Below are 18,726 nucleotides of genomic sequence, written 5' to 3' on the forward strand. Positions count from 1 at the left end.
TGCCACCGCCACCGCGCCCGCGAGCACCGCCGCCACGGCCCCCCGCACCGCCGCTCCCGCGCGCGCGGCGGCCGCGTCCACGGCCCTCACGGCGCCGCCCGCGGGCCTGGGCAAGGGCGACTCCGGGGCGAAGGTGAAGCAGCTTCAGCAGGGGCTGGTGAAGCTGGGCTACATGACGCAGGCGCAGATGAATTCGGGCGCCGGCTCCTTCGGGCCGCAGACCGAGGCGGCGGTGAAGAAGTTCCAGACGGCCAACAAGATCTCCGCCACCGGCTACTACGGGGCGCAGACTGCGGCGGCGCTGACGAAGGCACTCAAGCCGACGACGACGCCTCCGCCCACCGAGCCCGGGAAGTTCACCAAGCCCGCGGTCATCAGCGCGCCTTCGCCCAACAACGACTCGCGCAACGGCGCGGACATCGACACCATCGTGCTGCACCACACCGGCACCAACAACGGCTCCGGGGACCTGTCGTGGATGCGCAACCCGGACAGCAAGGTGTCCGCGCACTACATGCTGGACCGCGATGGGAAGATCTACCAGCTGGTCGGCGACACCAAGCGCGCGTGGCACGCGGGCAAGGGGGAGTTGCACGGCGTGCCCACGGACGTGAACGCGCGCTCCATCGGCATCGAGATCGTCAACGACGGCAGCGGCAAGACGGCCTTCACGGAGGCGCAGTACAAGTCGCTGACGAAGCTCGTGGGCTACCTGAAGCAGGAGTACGACGTGCCGGCGAAGAACATCGTCGGGCACAAGGACGTGGCCGTGCCCAAGGGCCGCAAGGACGATCCGGCGGCCAACTTCGACTGGTCCCGGCTGCGCAAGGGCATTGGCGGCTGAGCAGCGCTCCTCGCGCCGCCCGCCCTGCCCTCACGACGTGCGCACCTCCACCGGAGCGTGCTAGAAGACCGCTCCAGTGCTCCGACTCTGGCTCTTCATCTGCCTGATGCTGCTCGCTCCCATCGGGGGCGGGCTCGCGCATGCCTTCGGGCCGGCGCAGCAGGCGGAGACGTGCCTCACGGGCTGCGCGGATGACGACGCGCAGGGCCAGTGCGCTCCCACCTGCGTGGACTGCGCCTGCTGCACGCACGCGAAGCCCCTGGCCGTCGCCGTGCCGCTGCCGGGCCTCATGGGCTCCCTGTTCCGGGAGGCTCCCATCACTCCCGAAGCCTCGGAGCCGTCCTCCGCCGACGCGGATGACATCCTGCACGTCCCCATAGTTCCTCTCGCTTAAGGCCCGCGTCCATCGTCGTTCGCACGCGCCCCGCCACCGGTGTGCCCGGCCTCCTGCCCGGGTGCATGGGTGCGCGCGGCCCGCCTTCCGCAGAGGTCCTCTTCCGTGCCCATCCGTTCCGCGACGGCCGCCCTCGGGCTGGCCGCCGTCCTGCTCTGGCCGCGCCCTGGTGGCGCGGATCCATCCCGCATCACCCTCCAGGACGTCTTCACCCTGGCGCGCGAGCACGCCCCGGCGCTGGTCGAGGCCCGGGCCCGCGTCCGCGCCGCCCAGGGGCCCCTGGCGAGCGCCGCGCCGCTCCTGCGCGAGAACCCCCAGCTCGACGTTCAGGTAGGCCCGCGCCGGCTCCCCAATGGCGTCTACGGCCTGGACCTCGCGTTGGGCCTGTCGCAGCCCTTCGAGCTGGGCGGCAAGCAGGGCCTGCGGCGTGATGCGGCGCGCGCGGGCCTGTCCATGGAGGAGGCCCGGCTGCGCGACGCGGAGCGGCTCCTCCTGGGAGACGTGGCCGCCGCCTACCTGCGTCTCCTGCAAGCCGGGGAGCGGAAGAAGCTGGTGGAAGCCGCGGCGGAAGCGGCGGCGCGCACCGTCAAGGCCACGGAGCAGCGCTACGCGGCCGGTGACGTTCCGGCCGTGGACGTGAACGTGGCGAAGGTGGCGCACGCCCGGGCGCGCGCGGAGCTCCAGGTCGCGGATGGCGAGATCTTCGCGCTGCGAGAGGAGCTGGAGGTCCGCGTGGGCTACCGCGCGAGGCCCATGGTGACCTACGACGATGATCTGCGGTCCATCGCGCGGGCGCCCGTCCGCGAGGTGACGGACGGCGCTGGAGCGCGCGCGGACCTGGTGGCCCTGGAGCAGGAGCAGGTCCAGGCGAAGGCCGCCGCGACGCTGGGCCGGCGCCAGGTGCTGCCGGACGTGACGGTGGGCGCGCGCTACCAGAAGGAGGCGGACGAGACGGTGTTCCTGGGAACGCTCAGCGTGCCCCTGCCCGTCTTCGCTCGCGGCCAGGAAGCGCGCCTCGTGGGTGAAGCGGATGCAAGCCGCGCCGAGCAGGAGCTGGCCGCCGCGCGCACCGTCGTGCCCGCCCAGGTCCAGGCCGCGAAGTATCGCTACCGCGCGAGCCTCGGCGCCCTCGGGACCCTGGAGCAGGTGCTGCCGCTCCTGGATGACAACGAGGCGCTGGCGCAGCGCTCCTATGACGCTGGGGAGATGGACCTCGCGGCCTTCCTCCTCGTCCGTCGCGACACGCTGGAGGCGCGGGCCGCGTGGCTCGACGGCCTGCTGCGATTGGCCCTTGCTCGTGTGCAGTTGGAAGTGGAAACGGGAGTCCTGCCATGAAGCCCACGCTGCTGCTGCTGTCCGTCCTCGTGGGCCTCACCGCCTGCAAGTCCTCCAAGGCGGAACACGACGACGCGCACGAACACGGCCACGACGAGGAAGCCAAGGAGAAGCTCCACGTCGAGTCCGGTGACGTCATCCACGTGCACGTGCCCCAGGAGATGCTCCGGGACCTGCGCGTCACCACCGCGAAGGTGGAGGCCCGCCCGGGCGGAGAGAGCGTCACCGCGCTGGGCGAATTGACCTTCAGTGAGGACGCCTACGCGGAGGTGGCCTCGCCGGTCTCCGCGCGCGTGGCCTCCGTCGCCGTGACGACGGGCCAGGCCGTGAAGCAGGGCCAGCGGCTGGCGGAGCTCCAGAGTCCGGAGCTGGGCCGTGCCCGCGCGGACCTCCAGGCCACCCAGGCCCGAGCCACCGCCGCACGGCAGGCCGCGGACCGCAAGCGCACGCTGGCCGAGGAACGCATCGTCGCGCGCAAGGACGCGCAGGCCGCTGAAGCGGATGCCGCCGCCGCGGAGGCGGAGGTGGCCGCCGCGAAGGCCGCGCTCACGGCGTTGGGCGCGGGCAGCGCCAGCGGTGAGAGCACGTCCGGCTTCGTGCTCAAGGCGCCCATCGACGGCACCGTCGTGGAGCGCGCCGCGCGGCTGGGGCAGATGGCGGACCCGTCTCAACCGCTCTTCCGCGTCGGAGACCTGTCGTCGCTGTGGCTCATCGTCCACGCGTTCGAACGGGACGCCGTGCGCCTGAAGCCCGGCGCGGACGCGCGCGTCACCTTCGCCGCGTTCCCCGGCCAGGAGTTCACCGCGAAGGTGGGCCACGTGGGGCAGCGGGTGGATCCCCACAGCCGCACCATCCCCGTGCGCCTGGAGCTGGACAACGGCAAGGGGCTCCTGCGGCCGGGCATGTCCGCGTCCGCGTCCATCCCGCTGGGAGAGCCAGGCGCCACGCTCACGGCCGTGCCCGCGGCGGCGCTCCAGCGGCTGGAGAATGGCTGGGTGGCGTTCCTGCCCACGCCGGAGGCAGGCGTCTTCGAGCAGCGCGAGGTGGGCCGGGGCCGCAGCCTGGGCACGCAGGTGGAGGTCCTGAAGGGGCTCGCCGTGGGCGACGAGGTGGTGGTGGAGGGCGCGTTCCTGCTCAAGGCCGAGGTGGAGAAGTCCCAGGGCGGAGGCGATGAGCATGGCCACTGATCCGCGCACGACGCTGCCGGGGCGCATCCTCCGCGCGTCCTTTTCTCGGCCCGGGCTGACGGTGCTCGTCGTCCTGGCGCTGGCGGCCTTTGGCGCGATGGCGCTCCGCAACCTGCGCCAGGACGTGTTCCCGGATCTGTCCGCGCCCATCTTCAACGTCATCGTGCAGAACGCGGCCATGGGCGCCGAGGAGCTGGAGACGGCGGTGGCCATCCCCATGGAGGTGGCGCTGGCGGGCCTGCCGGAGGTGCGCCGCATCCGCTCCACCTCGCAGCTGGGCGTCACGCAGGTGACGGTGGAGTTCGAACCGGACGCGGACTACTTCCGCAGCCGCCAGTACGTCGCGGAGCGCGTGGCGCAGGCGGCGGGCGAGCTGCCACCGGGCACCGATACGCCGCTCGTGTCCAGCCTCACCGGCCGGCTCAATGAGGTCTTCGAGTTCACGCTGGAGGCGGAGCCCGGCAGCGCGGACCTGATGGCGCTGCGCGACCTGGCGGAGTTCGACATCAAGAACCGGCTGCTCGCGGTGCCCGGCGTCGCGGGCGTGGAGCGACTGGGCGGCTATCTGCGCCAGTTCCAGGTGCTGCTGGATCCGGATCAACTGGTGGCGCGAGGCATCACCCTGGACGAGGTGCAGCACGGCCTGGAGGGCGCCAGCGTCAACGCCTCCGGAGGCTTCATCACCCAGGGCCCCATGGAGTGGGCCGTGCGCGCCGTGGGCCGTGCGGAGACGGTGGAGGACCTGAACAACACCGTGGTCGCGCTGCGGGACGGAACGCCCGTGCTGCTGGGAGACGTGGCGGACGTACGCGAAGCCCCCGCGCCGCGCCGGGGCATGGCGCACCGGCTGGATGGCGAGGTGGTGAGCTGCCGCGTGAGCAAGCAGTTCGGCGCGGACACCGTGCTCGTCGCCGAGGGCGTGCGCGCGGCCATCGACGAGCTGCGACGCTCGCTGCCGCCGGGCGTGCACCTGCGCGTCGTCTACGACCAATCGGAGCTGGTGGGCTCCGCGCTGGGAGGCGTGGGCCGGGCCATCCTGCTGGGCGCGTTCCTGGTGGTGGGCGTGCTCTTCCTGCTGCTCGGGGACTGGCGCGCGGCGCTCATCGTCACGCTCACCCTGCCCCTGTCGCTGGCGCTCGCGGGACTGCTGCTCAAGGCGGCGGGCATCGGGTTGAACACGATGACGCTGGGAGGCCTCGCCATCGCGGTGGGCCTGTTGGTGGACGCGGCCATCATCGTCGTGGAGAACGTCATCCACGACCTGCGCGAGGGCAAGGGCCGCCGCTCGGTGCGCGACGAGGCGCTGGCGGCGGCGATGGAAGTGGGCCGCCCCATCGCCTACGCCACGCTCATCGTCGTCGCGGTGTTCATCCCGCTCTTCGCGATGTCAGGCATCGAGGGCCGCATGTACCAGCCGCTCGCGGCGGCGGTGGTGGCGTGCCTGGCCGCGTCGCTCGCGCTGGCGCTCACGCTGGTGCCGGTGGTGTCGGGGCTGCTCTTGCGCGCGCCGAGCGAGGACTCACCGGAGGATGTGTGGATCATCCGCAAGGTGAAGGCCGCGTACGCGCCAATCCTGGACAAGTGCATGCGTCACGCGGGCCTGGTGCGCGTGGTGGCGCTGGCCATCACCGTGCCCGCGTTGGGCCTGGCCTTCATGGTGGGCAGCGACTTCATGCCCCGGCTGGACGAGGGCGCGTTCCTGCTCCAGACGGTGCTGCCGGCGGAGGCGTCACTGGACGAGGTGGATCGCCTCAACCACCGCGTGGAGGACGTGCTGCGCGAGTTCCCGGAGGTGGAGGACGTGGTGCGCCGCACCGGCCGCGCCGAGCGCACCGAGGACCCGATGCCCCACACCCTGTCCGACGTGCTGGTGGTCCTCAAGAAGGACACCCTCGGAGGCCGCGAGACGCTGGAGTCGCGGATGCGCGAGGCGGTGGGGAAGGTGCCCGGCGTGTCGGTGCTCTTCACCACGCCGCTGGGGATGCGCATCGACGAGGGGCTGGGAGGCAGCCCCGCGGACCTCTCCGTGCGCGTCTTCGGGCCGGACCTGGACACGCTCTCGGAGCTCGCGGAGCGCACGCGCGCGTTGATGTCGAAAGTGGACGGCGTGGAGGACCTGCGGGTGGAGCGGCTGAGCGGCCTGCCGCAGCTGCGCATCGCGGTGAACCGCGCGGCGGTGGCGCGCGTGGGACTGACGCCCGGCGACGTCATCCGGGCCGTCCGCGTGGGGCTCGTGGGTGAGGAGTCCGCGCAGATCTGGCGGGGCCAGCGGCGCTACGACCTGGTGCTCCGGCTGGCGGACCACCGCCGGGGCGACGTGAACGCCATCCGCAACCTGCTGGTGGACGGACACGACGGCACGCGCATCCCGCTGAGTCAGCTGGCCACCATCGAGGAGACCTCCGGCGCGGGGAGCGTGCGCCGCGAGGCCGGCAGCCGGCGCATCGCGGTGGAAGCGGGCGTGTCCGGCCGCGACCTGGGCAGCACGGCGGCGGAGGTACGGGAGGTGCTGGCCACGCAGCTGAAGCTGCCCACGGGCTACTTCGTGGACGTGGGCGGCAAGGTGGAGAGCCAGGAGCGCGCGGCGCAGGCGCTGACGGTGGCCATCGCCCTGGCGCTGATGGCGGTGTTCGTCCTGCTCTACCTCGCGCTGGACTCCGTGGCGGAGGCGCTGGTCATCCTGGCCACGCTGCCGGACGCGTTCGTGGGTGGCATCCTCGCGCTGCTCATCGCGGGCGAGACGTGGAACGTGTCCAGCCTGGTGGGCCTCATCGGCCTGTTCGGCATCGCGGTGCAGAACGGCCTGGTGCTCGTGGCGCAGACGAAGGACCTGATGGGCCGGGGCAAGCCCTTCGCGGAGGCCGTGCGCGAGGCGAGCATCGGCCGCGTGAGGCCCAAGCTGATGACCGCGGGCACGGCCATCCTCGGGTTGCTGCCGCTGCTGGTGTTGCCGCTGCACGGGACGGAGATTGAACGTCCGCTGGCGGTGGTGATGGTCGGCGGGCTCGTCACGTCCACCCTCTTCACGCTGCTGGCCCTGCCCACGTTCTACGCGCTGGTGCACGGGTTCCAGGAGCGGATCAAGGCGCGCAGGGCCGCGCGAAAGGTCCCGGCGTGAGCCTGTCACCGGAGGCGATGGACGCGCTGCTGCGCCATCACCACGCGTTCCTCGCGTTCCTCACGCCGCGCGTGGGGAGCCAGGAGGCGGCGCGCGAGGTGCTGCAGGCCGCGTTCGTGAAGGGCATGGAACAGGGAGGCGCGCTGCGCGAGGAGCAGAGCGCGGTGGCCTGGTTCTACCGGCTCCTGCGCAACGCGCTGGTGGACCGCCACCGCCGGGGCCAGCGGGAGGTCACCACGCTGGAGTCCCTGGCCCACGAGCAGCCGCTGTCCACCGAGGACGCCAACGGCCTGGAGGCGACGGTGTGCGGCTGCGTGGCGGGGCTCGCGGGGACGCTCAAGCCCGAGTACGCGGAGGCCGTGCGCCGGGTGGACCTGGAAGGGCTCACCGTGGCCACGTATGCGCGGGAGGCGGGCATCTCCGCCAACAACGCCGCCGTGCGCCTGCACCGCGCCCGGAAGGCCCTGGGCGAGCAGTTGGTGGAGCTGTGCGGCCATTGCTGCGCGCAGGGCTGCGTGGACTGCGACTGCGCGCCCGCGTGAAAAACCAGGTGTAAGAGCGCGCGGGGCCGGGCGTCAGCCTGGGGGAACGCAGCTGGAGGTCTCCCATGGACGTCGCCACCTTCACCCGGCCGGCCCTACCCGCCGCCACCCTCGCCTTCCTCCTCTTCGCCATGGTGTTGCCGTCGGTGCGCCTGCGCCGCCGCACGGGCCGCCCGGCGCTGGTGCTGCACCGCTCCGGCCCGCCGCTCCAGCGGGTCATCGGCGTGGGCATGGCGCTGTTCATGGGGGCCATCGTGCTCTGGAGCGCGGCGCACCTGGCCATCGGGGAGCAAGCGTTGGGCGTGTGGCAGGTCCCTGGCGCGCTCCGGTGGACGGGCTGGGCCTTGGTGGCCGTGGGGTTCATCTTCACCGTGCGCGCCCAGGTGGAGATGGGCGCGTCGTGGCGCATCGGCATCGACTCGGACCGGACGGAGCTGGTGACGGGAGGCCTCTTCGGCGTCGTGCGCAACCCCATCTTCAGCGGGATGCTCGTCGTGGTGACGGGCATGGCGCTCGCGACCCCGAGCGCGTGGACCGTGATGGGCTGGCTCGACTACGTGCTGCTGGTGTCGCTCCAGGTGCGGCTGGAGGAGGAGCACCTGCTGCGCCTGCACGGCGACACCTATCAGCGCTACGCGGCGCGCGTGGGCCGCTTCATCCCCGGTGTGGGGCGGCTCGAAGCCCCCGGCCTGGACGCCGCGCCGCGCATCACAGTGTGACGTTGGCGGTCACACCTCGCACGAAGTGCCCATGCGAGCGTGTTCCTCCGGACGCCGTCATTCCGTGGGGTTGCGCTACCTGACGCGATGGCCCGACCCTTGCTCAACAGGGCACATCCCTTTTCGAGGTCTCGAGTGCATTGGAAATCCCCCTGGCTCTTCGTGGTTCTGCTGCTCGGTGGCTGCGCGTCCATCCAGAAGGAGCGCGGCCACATGGAAGTGGCGGCACTCGTGGAGGAGCGAACGGGTTTGAAGACGCGATGGAATCAGGGGACGCCGGAGGATGAGCAGGTGCAGCAACACCTGGATGCCCTGCTGGCCGGCGACCTCACGTCGGACCGTGCGGTGGAGGTGGCGCTGCTCAACAACCCCGCGCTCCAGGCGACGTACGAGGACCTGGGCGTGTCCCAGGCGGACATGGTGCAGGCCGGGTTGCTCACCAACCCGTCCTTCGACGGGAGCATCGGCTTCCCGCTGTCCTCGGACGGCATCACCGAGACCGAGTTCTCCATCGTCCAGAGCTTCGTGGACCTCTTCACGCTGCCGCTGCGCAAGCGCGTGGCGAAGGAGCAGTTCCAGGCGGACACGCTGCGCGTGGCGCACGAGGCGCTGGCCACCACGGCGGAGGTCCGACAGGCGTTCACGGAGGTGCAGGCCCGGCAGCAGCTGGTCGCGCTGCGCAGAGAGGTGTTCCAGGCAGCGGACGCGGCGGCGGACCTGTCCAACCGTCAGCGCGCCGCGGGCAACATCACGGTGCTGGCCCTGGCCACCGAACAGGCCTCGCTGGAGCAGGCGCGGTTGGAGCTGGCCCAGGACGAGCTGGCGCTGGTCGAAGCGCGCGAACACCTCACCCGCCTGATGGGCCTGTACGGCGCGAGGGTCCAGTGGACGCTGGCGCGGAAGCTGCCGGAGGTCCCCGCCGCCGAGTCCTCGCTGGAGCGCCTGGAGACGCTGGCCATCGAGCAGCGGCTGGACATCGACGCGGCCCGCAAGCAGACGTCGCTATTGTGGAACGCGCTGGAGCTGGCGCGCAGCACGCGCTACTTCGGCCGCGTGGAGGTGGGCGTGCACACGCACCGCGACGCGAACGGTCCGCGCCTGCTGGGCCCCACGCTGTCGCTGGAGCTGCCCATCTTCGATCAACGTCAGGCGCTCATCGCGAAGCTGGAGGCGCAGCACCGCCAGGGAGAGAACCGGCTGACGGAGCTGGCGGTCAACGCCCGCTCGGAGGTGCGCGCGGCGAGGGCGAAGCTGGTGACGCTGCGGAACATGGCGGAGCGCTACCAGAAGGTCGTGCTCCCGCTGCGCACCACCATCGTCGAGGAGTCACAACGCCAGTACAACGCCATGCAGATAGGCCTTCCCGCCCTCCTCCTCGCGAGACGCGAGCAGGTGGAGGCCTGGAGGGCGTACCTGGAGACGGTCCGCGACTACTGGATGGCGCGGGCCGACCTGGAGCGCCTCGTGGGAGGACGCCTGCCGTCCACCGCCGCGCCCGCCCCTGCTCCCACTTCTTCTCCCGAGCCCACCCATGAGCACCATGAAGCCCACTGACGAACCCCAGGGCCCCGTCGAGGACACGCGGTCCGAATCTCCCTCGCTCACCCGCCGAGGGCTGCTCGCGCGCACGGGCGCGACGTTGGCGACGGGAGCCCTGCTGATGCACGGCCGTGCCGCCCAGGCGCAATCGAGTGTGCCCGTGGCGAAGGCCCCGGCGGACGCGGGCGGCAATGCGAGCCGTGGCTACCGCCCCGTCGTCGTGCCCAACGGCGCGAAGCTGCCGTGGAAGTACGTGGGAGGCGTGAAGGTGTTCCACCTGGTGGCCCAGGAGGTGGAGCACGAGTTCGCGCCCGGCCTCAAGGCCACGTGCTGGGGCTATAACGGCCACGTGCACGGGCCCACCATCGAGGTGGTGGAGGGCGACCGCGTGCGCTTCTACGTCACGAACCGGTTGCCCGCGTCCACCACGGTGCACTGGCACGGCGTCCTCACCCCCAGCGGCATGGACGGCGTGGGAGGGCTGAACCAGAAGGCCATCGCGCCGGGCGAGACGTACCGCTACGAGTTCACGGTGCGTCAGTCGGGGACGTGCATGTATCACTCGCACCACGACGAGATGACGCAGATGGCGCTCGGCATGGTGGGCCTGTTCATCATCCATCCGCGTAAGCCGGTGGGGCCGCGGGTGGATCGCGACTTCGCCATCATGCTGCACGAGTGGCGCATCGACCCGGGCACGCGGCGTCCGGACCCCAACGAGATGACGGACTTCAACATCCTGACGATGAACGCGAAGGCGTTCCCGGGCACGGAGCCGCTGGTGGTGCGCAAGGGCGAGCGGGTGCGGATCCGCTTCGGCAACCTGAGCGCGATGGACCACCACCCCATCCACCTGCACGGCTACCAGTTCCGCATCACGGACACGGACGGAGGCCGCATCCCGGAGAGCGCGCAGTGGCCGGAGACGACGGTGCTCGTGCCCACGGGCAGCACCCGCACCATCGAGTTCGTGGCGGACGAACCCGGGGACTGGGCCATGCACTGCCACATGACCCACCACGTGATGAACCAGATGGGCCACGACCTGCCGAACATGGTCGGCGTGAAGCCTGGAGGCCTGGACGCGAAGGTGCGCCCGTTGCTGCCCGGCTACATGACGATGGGGCAGACGGGCATGGGGGACATGGCGGGCATGCACCACATGCCCATGCCCGCGAACTCCATTCCCATGGTCGGCGGCAAGGGCCCCTACGACGAGATCACCATGGGAGGCATGTTCACGATCCTCAAGGTCCGCGACCGGCTGGAGGCAGAGGGCGATCCCGGCTGGTACACGCCTCCGCCGGGGACGCTGGCGCAGCTCGCCCATGCGGACGAGCTGCGGCGGGACGGCATCGACGTCTAGGCAGCCAGGCCGCCCTTACGACTGCCTGCTGCCATGGGGCAGGTGCCTCCCCGATCGGTCCTTCTGTTGCATCAGGGGTCCGCGACGGCCACCTTTATATCAATTGCCTGGCAATACCCGCTGGCGGCCGCGCTGCTCGTGTCTGGAATCCGCCGGGGATTGTGTGGCCCCAAGGGATTCTGCTGACAGGGGAAGGACCATGGCGAGCATCGCGGAGATCATCCGGAGCCATCATTCGGAGATCATCCAGTGTTGGATGGACGAGGCGACCCGGGCCGCATCCGCCCGTGGCCTGGAACAGCCCGAGTTCAGGAACGTCATGCCCATCTATCTCGCGTCCCTCGCGGAAGCGCGGGCATCGGGCGGTGATGGCGACAACCAGCAGCGGCAGCACGTTGAAAGCCATGTGTCCGCACGGCTTCGCCAGGGCTTCCATGTGGGTGAGGTCGTCGAGGAGTTCGCCATCCTGGGGCGGTGCATCACCCAGACCTGGGCCAACACGCCTCCGGACGAGCAGCCCGACGGGCATGACGTCGAGCAGCTCTACACCGAGCTGCACGTCGCCATGGAGTCCGTCGCGGACCTCTTCGGCAAACACCTGCTGGAGGAAGAACAGACGGAGAAGCGCTACCTGCGGCTCCTCCAGAAGGTGGCCAGTGAGGCGCTCAGGCTGGACGAACCACGCAGCCGGAGCCAATTGAAGGAGCTGCTCGAAATCATCCTGGAGGCCATGGGCGCCCAGAGCTGCGCCTTGTTGCTGTACGCGCCAGAGGACGAGCGCCTGGTCACCGCGGCCTCCGCGGGAGCCGGCAACGAGCAACTGGAACACTACGCGACCTCCCTGGACCCCAAGTCCTTTCCCGGGAGCATCGTGGAGGCGGGCGAGGAGACCTACTCCCTCCGGGACGCCACGACCACGACGCTCGAGGTGAGCGAGTCGCTCCGCCAGGGAGGGATCCACTCCGTGCTCGGGGTCCGGCTGCCCGCCCACCGGGCCCTGACGGGCGTGCTCTACGTCGGGCTGACCAACACCCGTGAGTTCACCGGCCGGGAGAAGCAGCGGCTCCAGACGCTGGGCCAGCACCTGAGCGTCCACCTGGAGAACGCCCGGCTGTACACGAACCTCCAGGAGAAGGTCGAAGCGCTCGAGACCGAGCGCGGCCTCCGCGAGCAGTTCGTCACCATCCTGGCCCATGATCTCCGTGGCCCCTTGTCGACGGCGAAGATGGGGGCGCACGCGCTCCTCCGGGATCCGGAGAAGCTGGAGGCGCGACGCGACCTGGCACTGCGGATCGACCGGAACATCGAACGGGCGGACCAGATGGTACGGGACCTGCTCGACGCCAATCGCATCCAAGCGGGCCAACGGCTGCCGCTCCGGCTCGACACGTGTGACCTGGGGAGCATCGCCTACGATGTCGTCGAGGAGCTGACGATGCTCCATGGAGGGCGCTTCGTGCTCGAGGCGGAGGAGCACGTCCGGGGCATCTGGAGCGCCGAGGAGCTGCGCCGCGCCTTGTGGAACCTGGGCACCAACGCCCTCAAGTACGGAGCGGCCGACAGCCGCATCACCTTCACCGTCACGGCGACCGGCGCGCAAGCGCAAGTCTCCGTGCACAACCAGGGGCCGGCGATCGCGCGTGCCGACCAGGAGGCCATCTTCAAGCCCTTCATCCGGACCCGCTCCGCGAAGACGGGGCCGTCGAAGGGCTGGGGACTGGGACTGACGCTGGTGTGGGGGTGCGCCCAGGCGCACGGCGGAAGGGTCGAGCTGACGAGCGACGCAGACACCGGAACGACCTTCCGCCTGATGCTGCCCTGGGACGCCCGCCCGTTCCAGGCGGACCCGAACGGGGCGGAGCTCGCCGGACGGGCTTCGGGCCACCCCTGACAGGAGATGAAGCTCATCCGGCTCACGCCTGCTTCGCTGGGCAGGCATGCGGAGCCCCGTCCGTCACCCGTGCGGATGGATGACGGCACTTCACTCGCGGCATCCCCACCTTTGTGAGCGAACGGAGGAACAACCCCCATGCAATTCGCGGAAAGCGTCACCCAGGGCCGTATGGTCGTCACGGCCGGAGGTCAGGCGCTCGGGAACGTGGAGACCCTGTCCATCGACAGCGAGACCTGGAAGATCGACACCATCCAGGTGAAGTTGACTTCGGAAGCTTCCGAGCAGTTCGGCGTCTACTGGAACTACTTCCACGCGGGGCGCATCTACGTGCCGACGCGACTGGTGCATTCGGTGAGTGACACCGTGCTCCTCTCCGTCAGCATCGATGAACTCCGTGAGGTGCTCTCCCAGGACTCCGCCAGCGCCCCCAGCTGAGCACGGCTTTACTTCCTCCGGGCCCGTCCACTACGAGAAGCCCGATGAAGAACGGCTTCTGCTGGTACGAGTTGCGCTCCCCCAGGCCCGGCGAGGCGCGGCGCTTCTACCTGGACGTCCTGGGAATGGACGTCGCGTGGGAAGTCTCCCTGCTGCCCGAAGCCGCCGCCGCCCGTGGTGCTCCGAGTCACTGGCTGGGACACATCCACGTTTCCGACCTGGAGTCCTCCGTGGAGCGCTTCGTCGCGCTCGGCGCGGAGCGTCTCGGGCCGCCGAGGCGGTCCACGGAAGGCATCGCCTCCACCGTGCTGCGGGATCCGCTGGGCGCGGTGGTCGCAATGACCTCCCGGGCCGGGCGGAACACACACGCGGAATTGGCGTGGCACGAACTGCACACGGCCGACCATGCCCGCGCCCTGGGCCTCTACAGCGGCCTGTTCGGCTGGCGGCCGACGGAAGCACTCCAGTTGTCCCCCGAGGTCGGGACGTATCAACAGTTCACCTGGCATGAGGATGGGCGCAGCGTGGGGGCGGCCTGTAGCACCGCGCGCCTCCCGCACATCCATCCGCACTGGCTCTTCTATTTCGCTGTCGACGACCTGGACCGCGCCCTCGCCGCGGTCGTCGAGGGTGGAGGGCTCGTGGCCAACGGCACGCACGTCATGCCCGATGGAGCACGCGTCGCGCCGTGTGAGGACCCGCACCGCGCCGCGTTCGGCCTGCGTCAGGCGCCGTAACATGAAGCCCTGTTCAGCTTTACAGGCTTGATGGAGTAGATTCGCGGTCCCCTCGGAGGCTCCCCATGACCGCCCCTCTGCCGACGCTGGAACGCCTTCCTCGTGGAGCGCTCACGTTGTTCCGCATCCGGGCGCTCCTGCGCATGGGCATCTACGGTGGAATCGCGTTCGCCGTGGCTCTGGGGTTGAGCTTCGCTGGCAACGAGCACTGGCCGTTCCTGCTGCCGTGCGCGGTGGTGCTGGGATTGAGCGTGTTGACGTCGTGGTATCCGCAACGCGCGCACGAGCGCTGGGGCTGGGCGCTGCGTGAGCACGACCTGGTCATCTCCCACGGCGTACTCCTGCACGAAGTGGTGTCCATCCCGGCGGGGCGCATCCAGCACGTGGACGTGCACCAGGGCCCCATCGAGCGGTCACTGGGGCTCGCGCGCCTGCAGATCTACACGGCCGCGGGCAGTGGCGCGGACGGAGAGATTCCCGGATTGACGCGGGAGACCGCGGACGCCCTGCGCGAGCGGTTGGTGCGGCGCGAGGCCGACGATGTCGTCTGAGCCGGTGGCGCTGGCCGCGCCGGAGGAGGTGTCCTGGAAGCGGCTGAGCGCGAAGGCGCCGCTCGCGGCGTTGGTACCCCTGTCGGGGACGATTGGCCGCATGCTCCTGGGCGCGTTGCTGCCCACGTACTTCGCGGGTGAGCGCGGCCTGCCGGTGGTCCTCTGGGTGATCGTGCTGAGCATGGCCGTGCTGCTGCTCGCCACCATGCTCTATGAAGTGGCCACGACGAGCTACCGCGTGGTGGATGCCCAGTTGGAGATCCGATCCGGCGTCTTCACGCGCACTTCACGTTTCATCGAAGCCGCGCGGGTGCAGAACACGGAGGTCTTGCAGCCCTTCGTGTCGAAGCTGCTCGGGCTGGTGGAGGTGAAGGTGGAGACCGCCTCCGGCGGCAAGGCGGACGGCCACCTTCGAGGACTGACGCCGGAGGATGCACAGGCGCTGATCCACGCGCTCCAGACTGTGCGAGGCGAAAGCACGGCGACGGTGCTCCTGCTCGGCGAAGCCGCGCCGGAGGAGCGAGTGCTCTCCGAAGCCCACCTGGGAGGCCTGCTGCTCTACGGAGCCACCGCGCTGGGGTTGGGCGTCATCGCGGTGGTGATGGGCGCGTTGCACGAAATCACCGAGACCTTCCACAAGCTGCTGCTGCCGTGGATGGAGGCGCACTGGGACGCGGTGGCGGCGCCGGGCATGGGCTGGTTGGCCGCGACGGTGGCGGCGCTCGCGGGGTTGTTCGGCCTGTGGCTGGTGAGTGGCGCGCGAGCCGTGTTGCGGTTCCACGGCTTCCGCCTGGTCGACACGGGCACGCATCTGCGAGCGGTGGGAGGGCTGATCACCCGCCGGCAGGTGACGGTGCGGCGTGCGCGCATCCAGCAGGTGGTGCTGGATGAACCCTTCCTGCGCCGCACGCTGGGCTTCGGTTCGGTGGAGGTGGAGACGGCGGGCGTCCGCACGGGCAAGGAGTCCTCGGACCGCGCGGAGCTGCTGGTGCCGGTGGTGCCCACGGCGCGCATGCCGGAGTTGCTGCGGGAGTTCGTGCCTGAGCTGCCTGATGCGATGCCATTCCAGCGAGCGCATCCCAAGGCACTCCTGCGGGCACGCGTCCGCGCGGTGGGCCTGAGCGTGCTGGTGGCGGCGCCAGCGACCTGGTTCTGGGGAGCCTGGGGCGCGGTGGCCTGGCTGCTGCTGCCCGCGCAGTTGCTGGGAGCCTGGTTCGACTGGCGCTTCCAGGGATGGCTCCTCACGGAAGCCCTGGTGGTGGTGCGCCAGGGCTTCTGGCGCAGGCGCACGACGGTGGTGCAGCGCTCCCGCATCCAGTCCGTGCGCGCGAGGCAGGGGCCGCTGGAGCGCGGCTACGGCATCGGACACGTGCGCATCGACGTGGCGGGTTCGCACGTCATCCTGCCTGGCGTGGGCTGGGAGGAAGCACAGTCGCTCATCGACGTGCTCCCGGCCCGGCGTCCCGCGCGCCGCGTGTCGCCTGTACGGCTTCCCGGATAGGCCTCGACACAGGGAGGGCCCATGCGCGATTGGGTTTTGTCGTTGTGCGCGGTGTTGATTGTCTCAGGATGCGCGGGCGTGGAGGCGCCTGAGCGCCGTAGCGGTTCGCGTGTGCTTCGCCAGAGGGCGGCCTTCGCACCAACGGACTCGCCGGAGCGTCGGCGCTCCCCTGCCCCCCGGACCCGAGCAGGTGGGGATTCGTTCGATCCGCTCACCCATCAGGCAGTCATCGAAGCCCTTGGGGAAGTGCAGGACACGGTGGATGGGGTCGCCAGGGCGCTCCCCAGGCTCGCGGAGAACACGAAGGGTCTGGGAGGCTTTGACGGCGTCTTCACCCGGTACACCGACTACGGCTCCATCCAGGTGCCATGGCTGCGGGGCGCGACCGCGAGAGCCACTTCGCTCGCGAACGCATCGGAGACGATCGAGGACTCGGACATGCGAGCGGGAATCCTCCGTCTGACAGGTCCACGACTCGAGGCCGTCATCTCCGGCGCGATGCTTCTGGCCACATGGCTCGACTTCTTGCGGCTCGCGGAGGTCATCCAGCAGGAGTGCCCCTTCTACGGAGCTGAGCGGCTGTTCGTGGACCTGGACCGTGTGCGGAAGCGGATCGAGCCCGCCATGACGGCGCTCGCGTCAATGGACCCCGACAAGGTGCAGGCCACTGCGACCGCGATGCCTGAACTGATGGGGCAGCTCACCCGGGAGTTTCAGTCCATCCAGGAAGGTGCGCGCGGAGCGATGGAGCGCGGCGGGCGGGTCGTCGCGGCGGCACAGTTCCTTGAAATGCTCACGCTGGTTTCAGCCCTGAAGGCGACGCTGCCAAGGCCGCCCCCCGCCGCTCCCGTCACGCTCGGTGTCGGGCTCGTGATGGGCTCGGGAGGCGTGATGCTGGGCTCGCGCATCGTCGTCACCGCCGAGTGGGTCGAGCGGATGCGCAGGCTGGTGCAGGCGGGAGTCATCTCCGCGCCCGTCGTCAGCGCGGCGGTCCGCATCCACGCGGGTCAGGTGCTGATGGCGCAGGCGAAGCAGGACCTGCCCAACGGTGTGCGCGAGGCGCTGGGAGACAGCCCCGAAGTTCGCGCCATGCACGAGACCGGCAGGGCCGGAGCCGGGATGTCCAGCGCACCGAAGCACCACGTCCTGCCGCAGGAGCATCGCGAGTGGTTCGAGAAGCGCGGGTTCAAGGGCGAGATGAGCATCGACCAGTTCTGCGTCCGGCTGGAGCAGTCCCACCACGAGGCGATTCACGGCGGCGGCGACTGGCGCCTGGGACGCACGTGGCCCAAGGAGTGGAACCATCTGATCATGAGTGAACTCCGCAAGGCGGAAACCCGTTTCGACCGAGCATTGACGCGAAACGAGGTCTTGGACATCGTTGCGCAGTACATGAACGTCTATGACATTCCCATGCGATTCGTTCCCGCGAGGCGGCGATGACCGACGGACGCTCGTGGCAGGGAAACTGGAAGACTCGAATGTATGAACGAGTCCGCGAACGCGGTCACACCTCACTCACGGACTTCGCCAACTCGCGTCCCACCGTTCCCTTGATGAAGCTCGCCGAAGAGCTCGGCACAGACGATGTTGCGGCGATTCAGGTCTTCCATGGTCTGCTCTCCGAGGCTGCGCAGCGTCGTCAGGTGACTCGCCTGCTACGCGATGTCTTCGCGCGCGAGCTGGCTGCGGATTTTCCCAACGGCTGGCCAGTCATCAGGGATGATGCGACCCGATTCCAGGTAATCAAGATGCTTGCCCGATTGGGCGCCTTCACACCAGCAACCCATGAGGCGCGTGTTAGCCGCGCGGGTGACTCACTCCTCGCTTCACCCCCTCCGCCGGGCTGGCACCCGCTGGGTCCGGATGACGAACTGCTCCTCATGCTTCTGCCAGACGATGAAGCCTGACCCTCGAGAACGCGATGGCTGACGGACGCGCATGGCGGGGCAACTGGACGGTGCGTCTCTACGAGCGGGTCCGTGAGCGTGGCTACTCCTCCCTCACCGCATTCGCCGATGCGCGCCCCACCGCTTCGCTGGTGGAATTGGCGGAGGATCTGGGCAAGGACGGCGTCGCAGGAGTCCAGCTCCTGAGCGGACTGCTCGCCGAAGCGGAGCGTCGCGACCAGGTCACTCGATTCGTACGCGATGTACTCGTGCGAATCCTTTCGCAAAACCTTCCCCAAGGCTGGCCCGCCGTGATGGATGACGCGTCGCGGTTCGCGGTCGGCAAGTCACTCGGGTCTTGGTCGGCCTACATTCCTGATACGTATCAGGAGCGCGCGGATCAGGTCATGGCAACCCTCCGATCCGCGCCACCTCCACCCGGATGGCGCCCACTCGGCCCCGACGACGAACTCCTCACGCTGCTGCCCGACAACAAAGCCTGATCCGCGTCAACCCAGCGCCTTCATCCAGATCACGACCGCCACCGCCCCCGCGTCCGGAACCCCCTTCGCGCGCTCACCCAGGTAGCTGGCCCGGCCCAATCGCGGCGACATGCTCGACGTCGCCTCCGCGCCCTGCTCCGCCGCGCGCGTCGCCTCCGCCCACGCCTCCCCC

The 18,726-nt window shown here is 70.0% G+C and carries 18 protein-coding genes; 17 read left to right on the forward strand and 1 reads right to left on the reverse strand.

Annotated features, from left to right (window positions below; translation table 11 throughout):
• The 17 genes from D7V77_RS29195 to D7V77_RS29280 all read left to right on the forward strand — a co-directional run.
• Positions 1-844: N-acetylmuramoyl-L-alanine amidase (locus D7V77_RS29195; RefSeq protein ID WP_233597316.1), on the forward strand; the 844-nt coding region annotated here is incomplete at its 5' end.
• Between the two features lie 76 nt (positions 845-920).
• Positions 921-1,238: a hypothetical protein gene (locus tag D7V77_RS29200; RefSeq protein WP_120579573.1), complete on the forward strand. Its 318-nt coding sequence runs from the start codon at positions 921-923 to the stop codon at positions 1,236-1,238.
• A 105-nt stretch (positions 1,239-1,343) separates the two neighbouring features.
• On the forward strand, positions 1,344-2,573 hold the full coding sequence (locus D7V77_RS29205) for a TolC family protein (RefSeq protein WP_120579574.1): 1,230 nt from the start codon (positions 1,344-1,346) through the stop codon (positions 2,571-2,573).
• Entirely contained in the window at positions 2,570-3,760 is a 1,191-nt protein-coding gene (locus D7V77_RS29210) for an efflux RND transporter periplasmic adaptor subunit (RefSeq protein WP_120579575.1), read from the forward strand. Before D7V77_RS29205 ends, D7V77_RS29210 begins: the two co-directional genes overlap by 4 nt.
• Positions 3,750-6,878 carry an efflux RND transporter permease subunit gene (locus D7V77_RS29215; protein ID WP_120579588.1) on the forward strand — a complete coding sequence of 1,043 codons (3,129 nt, stop codon included), beginning with the start codon at positions 3,750-3,752 and terminating at the stop codon, positions 6,876-6,878. The genes D7V77_RS29210 and D7V77_RS29215 overlap by 11 nt, the downstream gene beginning before the upstream one ends.
• A complete protein-coding gene (locus D7V77_RS29220) occupies positions 6,875-7,420 on the forward strand; it encodes an RNA polymerase sigma factor (protein ID WP_120579576.1) in 546 nt (181 codons plus the stop codon). Before D7V77_RS29215 ends, D7V77_RS29220 begins: the two co-directional genes overlap by 4 nt.
• 65 nt (positions 7,421-7,485) lie before the next feature.
• Positions 7,486-8,139 carry an isoprenylcysteine carboxylmethyltransferase family protein gene (locus D7V77_RS29225; RefSeq protein WP_120579577.1) on the forward strand — a complete coding sequence of 218 codons (654 nt, stop codon included), beginning with the start codon at positions 7,486-7,488 and terminating at the stop codon, positions 8,137-8,139.
• A 135-nt stretch (positions 8,140-8,274) separates the two neighbouring features.
• A complete protein-coding gene (locus D7V77_RS29230) occupies positions 8,275-9,693 on the forward strand; it encodes a TolC family protein (RefSeq protein WP_233597317.1) in 1,419 nt (472 codons plus the stop codon).
• Positions 9,671-11,044 (forward strand): multicopper oxidase family protein, encoded by a 1,374-nt coding sequence (locus D7V77_RS29235; RefSeq protein WP_120579578.1) that lies wholly within the window; start codon positions 9,671-9,673, stop codon positions 11,042-11,044. The genes D7V77_RS29230 and D7V77_RS29235 overlap by 23 nt, the downstream gene beginning before the upstream one ends.
• Positions 11,045-11,243: 199 nt before the next feature.
• Entirely contained in the window at positions 11,244-12,935 is a 1,692-nt protein-coding gene (locus D7V77_RS29240; RefSeq protein WP_120579579.1) for an ATP-binding protein, read from the forward strand.
• Positions 12,936-13,073: 138 nt separating this feature from the next.
• Entirely contained in the window at positions 13,074-13,373 is a 300-nt protein-coding gene (locus D7V77_RS29250) for a PRC-barrel domain containing protein (protein ID WP_169820054.1), read from the forward strand.
• A gap of 44 nt (positions 13,374-13,417) precedes the next feature.
• The gene (locus D7V77_RS29255) at positions 13,418-14,110 is read left to right on the forward strand and encodes a VOC family protein (protein ID WP_120579580.1); all 693 of its coding nucleotides are present in this window, start codon (positions 13,418-13,420) and stop codon (positions 14,108-14,110) included.
• A 65-nt stretch (positions 14,111-14,175) separates the two neighbouring features.
• Positions 14,176-14,661, forward strand: coding sequence for a PH domain-containing protein (locus tag D7V77_RS29260; RefSeq protein ID WP_120579581.1), 486 nt, complete (start codon positions 14,176-14,178; stop codon positions 14,659-14,661).
• Positions 14,651-16,162: a PH domain-containing protein gene (locus D7V77_RS29265; protein WP_120579582.1), complete on the forward strand. Its 1,512-nt coding sequence runs from the start codon at positions 14,651-14,653 to the stop codon at positions 16,160-16,162. Before D7V77_RS29260 ends, D7V77_RS29265 begins: the two co-directional genes overlap by 11 nt.
• Positions 16,163-16,687: 525 nt before the next feature.
• The gene (locus tag D7V77_RS46030) at positions 16,688-17,605 is read left to right on the forward strand and encodes a DUF2380 domain-containing protein (protein ID WP_368666210.1); all 918 of its coding nucleotides are present in this window, start codon (positions 16,688-16,690) and stop codon (positions 17,603-17,605) included.
• Positions 17,602-18,072, forward strand: coding sequence for an NUDIX hydrolase (locus D7V77_RS29275; protein WP_120579584.1), 471 nt, complete (start codon positions 17,602-17,604; stop codon positions 18,070-18,072). Before D7V77_RS46030 ends, D7V77_RS29275 begins: the two co-directional genes overlap by 4 nt.
• A 14-nt stretch (positions 18,073-18,086) precedes the next feature.
• A complete protein-coding gene (locus D7V77_RS29280) occupies positions 18,087-18,554 on the forward strand; it encodes an NUDIX hydrolase (protein WP_120579585.1) in 468 nt (155 codons plus the stop codon).
• Between the two features lie 6 nt (positions 18,555-18,560).
• Here the strand turns inward: D7V77_RS29280 and D7V77_RS45585 are convergent.
• The coding region (locus D7V77_RS45585; RefSeq protein ID WP_120579586.1) for a DAK2 domain-containing protein at positions 18,561-18,726 on the reverse strand (166 nt) is incomplete at its 5' end.

Origin of the sequence: Corallococcus sp. CA041A (genome assembly GCF_003612075.1) — a bacterium.
GTDB classification, from domain to species: Bacteria; Myxococcota; Myxococcia; order Myxococcales; family Myxococcaceae; genus Corallococcus; species Corallococcus exiguus.

What these genes read in the sequence shown, in the direction of transcription:
- D7V77_RS29210 (WP_120579575.1), top strand. Translation starts at nt 2,570, where the DNA reads ATGAAGCCCACGCTGCTGCTGCTGTCCGTCCTCGTGGGCCTCACCGCC.
- D7V77_RS29215 (WP_120579588.1), top strand. Translation starts at nt 3,750, where the DNA reads ATGGCCACTGATCCGCGCACGACGCTGCCGGGGCGCATCCTCCGCGCG.
- D7V77_RS29225 (WP_120579577.1), top strand. Translation starts at nt 7,486, where the DNA reads ATGGACGTCGCCACCTTCACCCGGCCGGCCCTACCCGCCGCCACCCTC.
- D7V77_RS29235 (WP_120579578.1), top strand. Translation starts at nt 9,671, where the DNA reads ATGAGCACCATGAAGCCCACTGACGAACCCCAGGGCCCCGTCGAGGAC.
- D7V77_RS29240 (WP_120579579.1), top strand. Translation starts at nt 11,244, where the DNA reads ATGGCGAGCATCGCGGAGATCATCCGGAGCCATCATTCGGAGATCATC.
- D7V77_RS29250 (WP_169820054.1), top strand. Translation starts at nt 13,074, where the DNA reads ATGCAATTCGCGGAAAGCGTCACCCAGGGCCGTATGGTCGTCACGGCC.
- D7V77_RS29255 (WP_120579580.1), top strand. Translation starts at nt 13,418, where the DNA reads ATGAAGAACGGCTTCTGCTGGTACGAGTTGCGCTCCCCCAGGCCCGGC.
- D7V77_RS29260 (WP_120579581.1), top strand. Translation starts at nt 14,176, where the DNA reads ATGACCGCCCCTCTGCCGACGCTGGAACGCCTTCCTCGTGGAGCGCTC.
- D7V77_RS29265 (WP_120579582.1), top strand. Translation starts at nt 14,651, where the DNA reads ATGTCGTCTGAGCCGGTGGCGCTGGCCGCGCCGGAGGAGGTGTCCTGG.
- D7V77_RS29275 (WP_120579584.1), top strand. Translation starts at nt 17,602, where the DNA reads ATGACCGACGGACGCTCGTGGCAGGGAAACTGGAAGACTCGAATGTAT.
- D7V77_RS29280 (WP_120579585.1), top strand. Translation starts at nt 18,087, where the DNA reads ATGGCTGACGGACGCGCATGGCGGGGCAACTGGACGGTGCGTCTCTAC.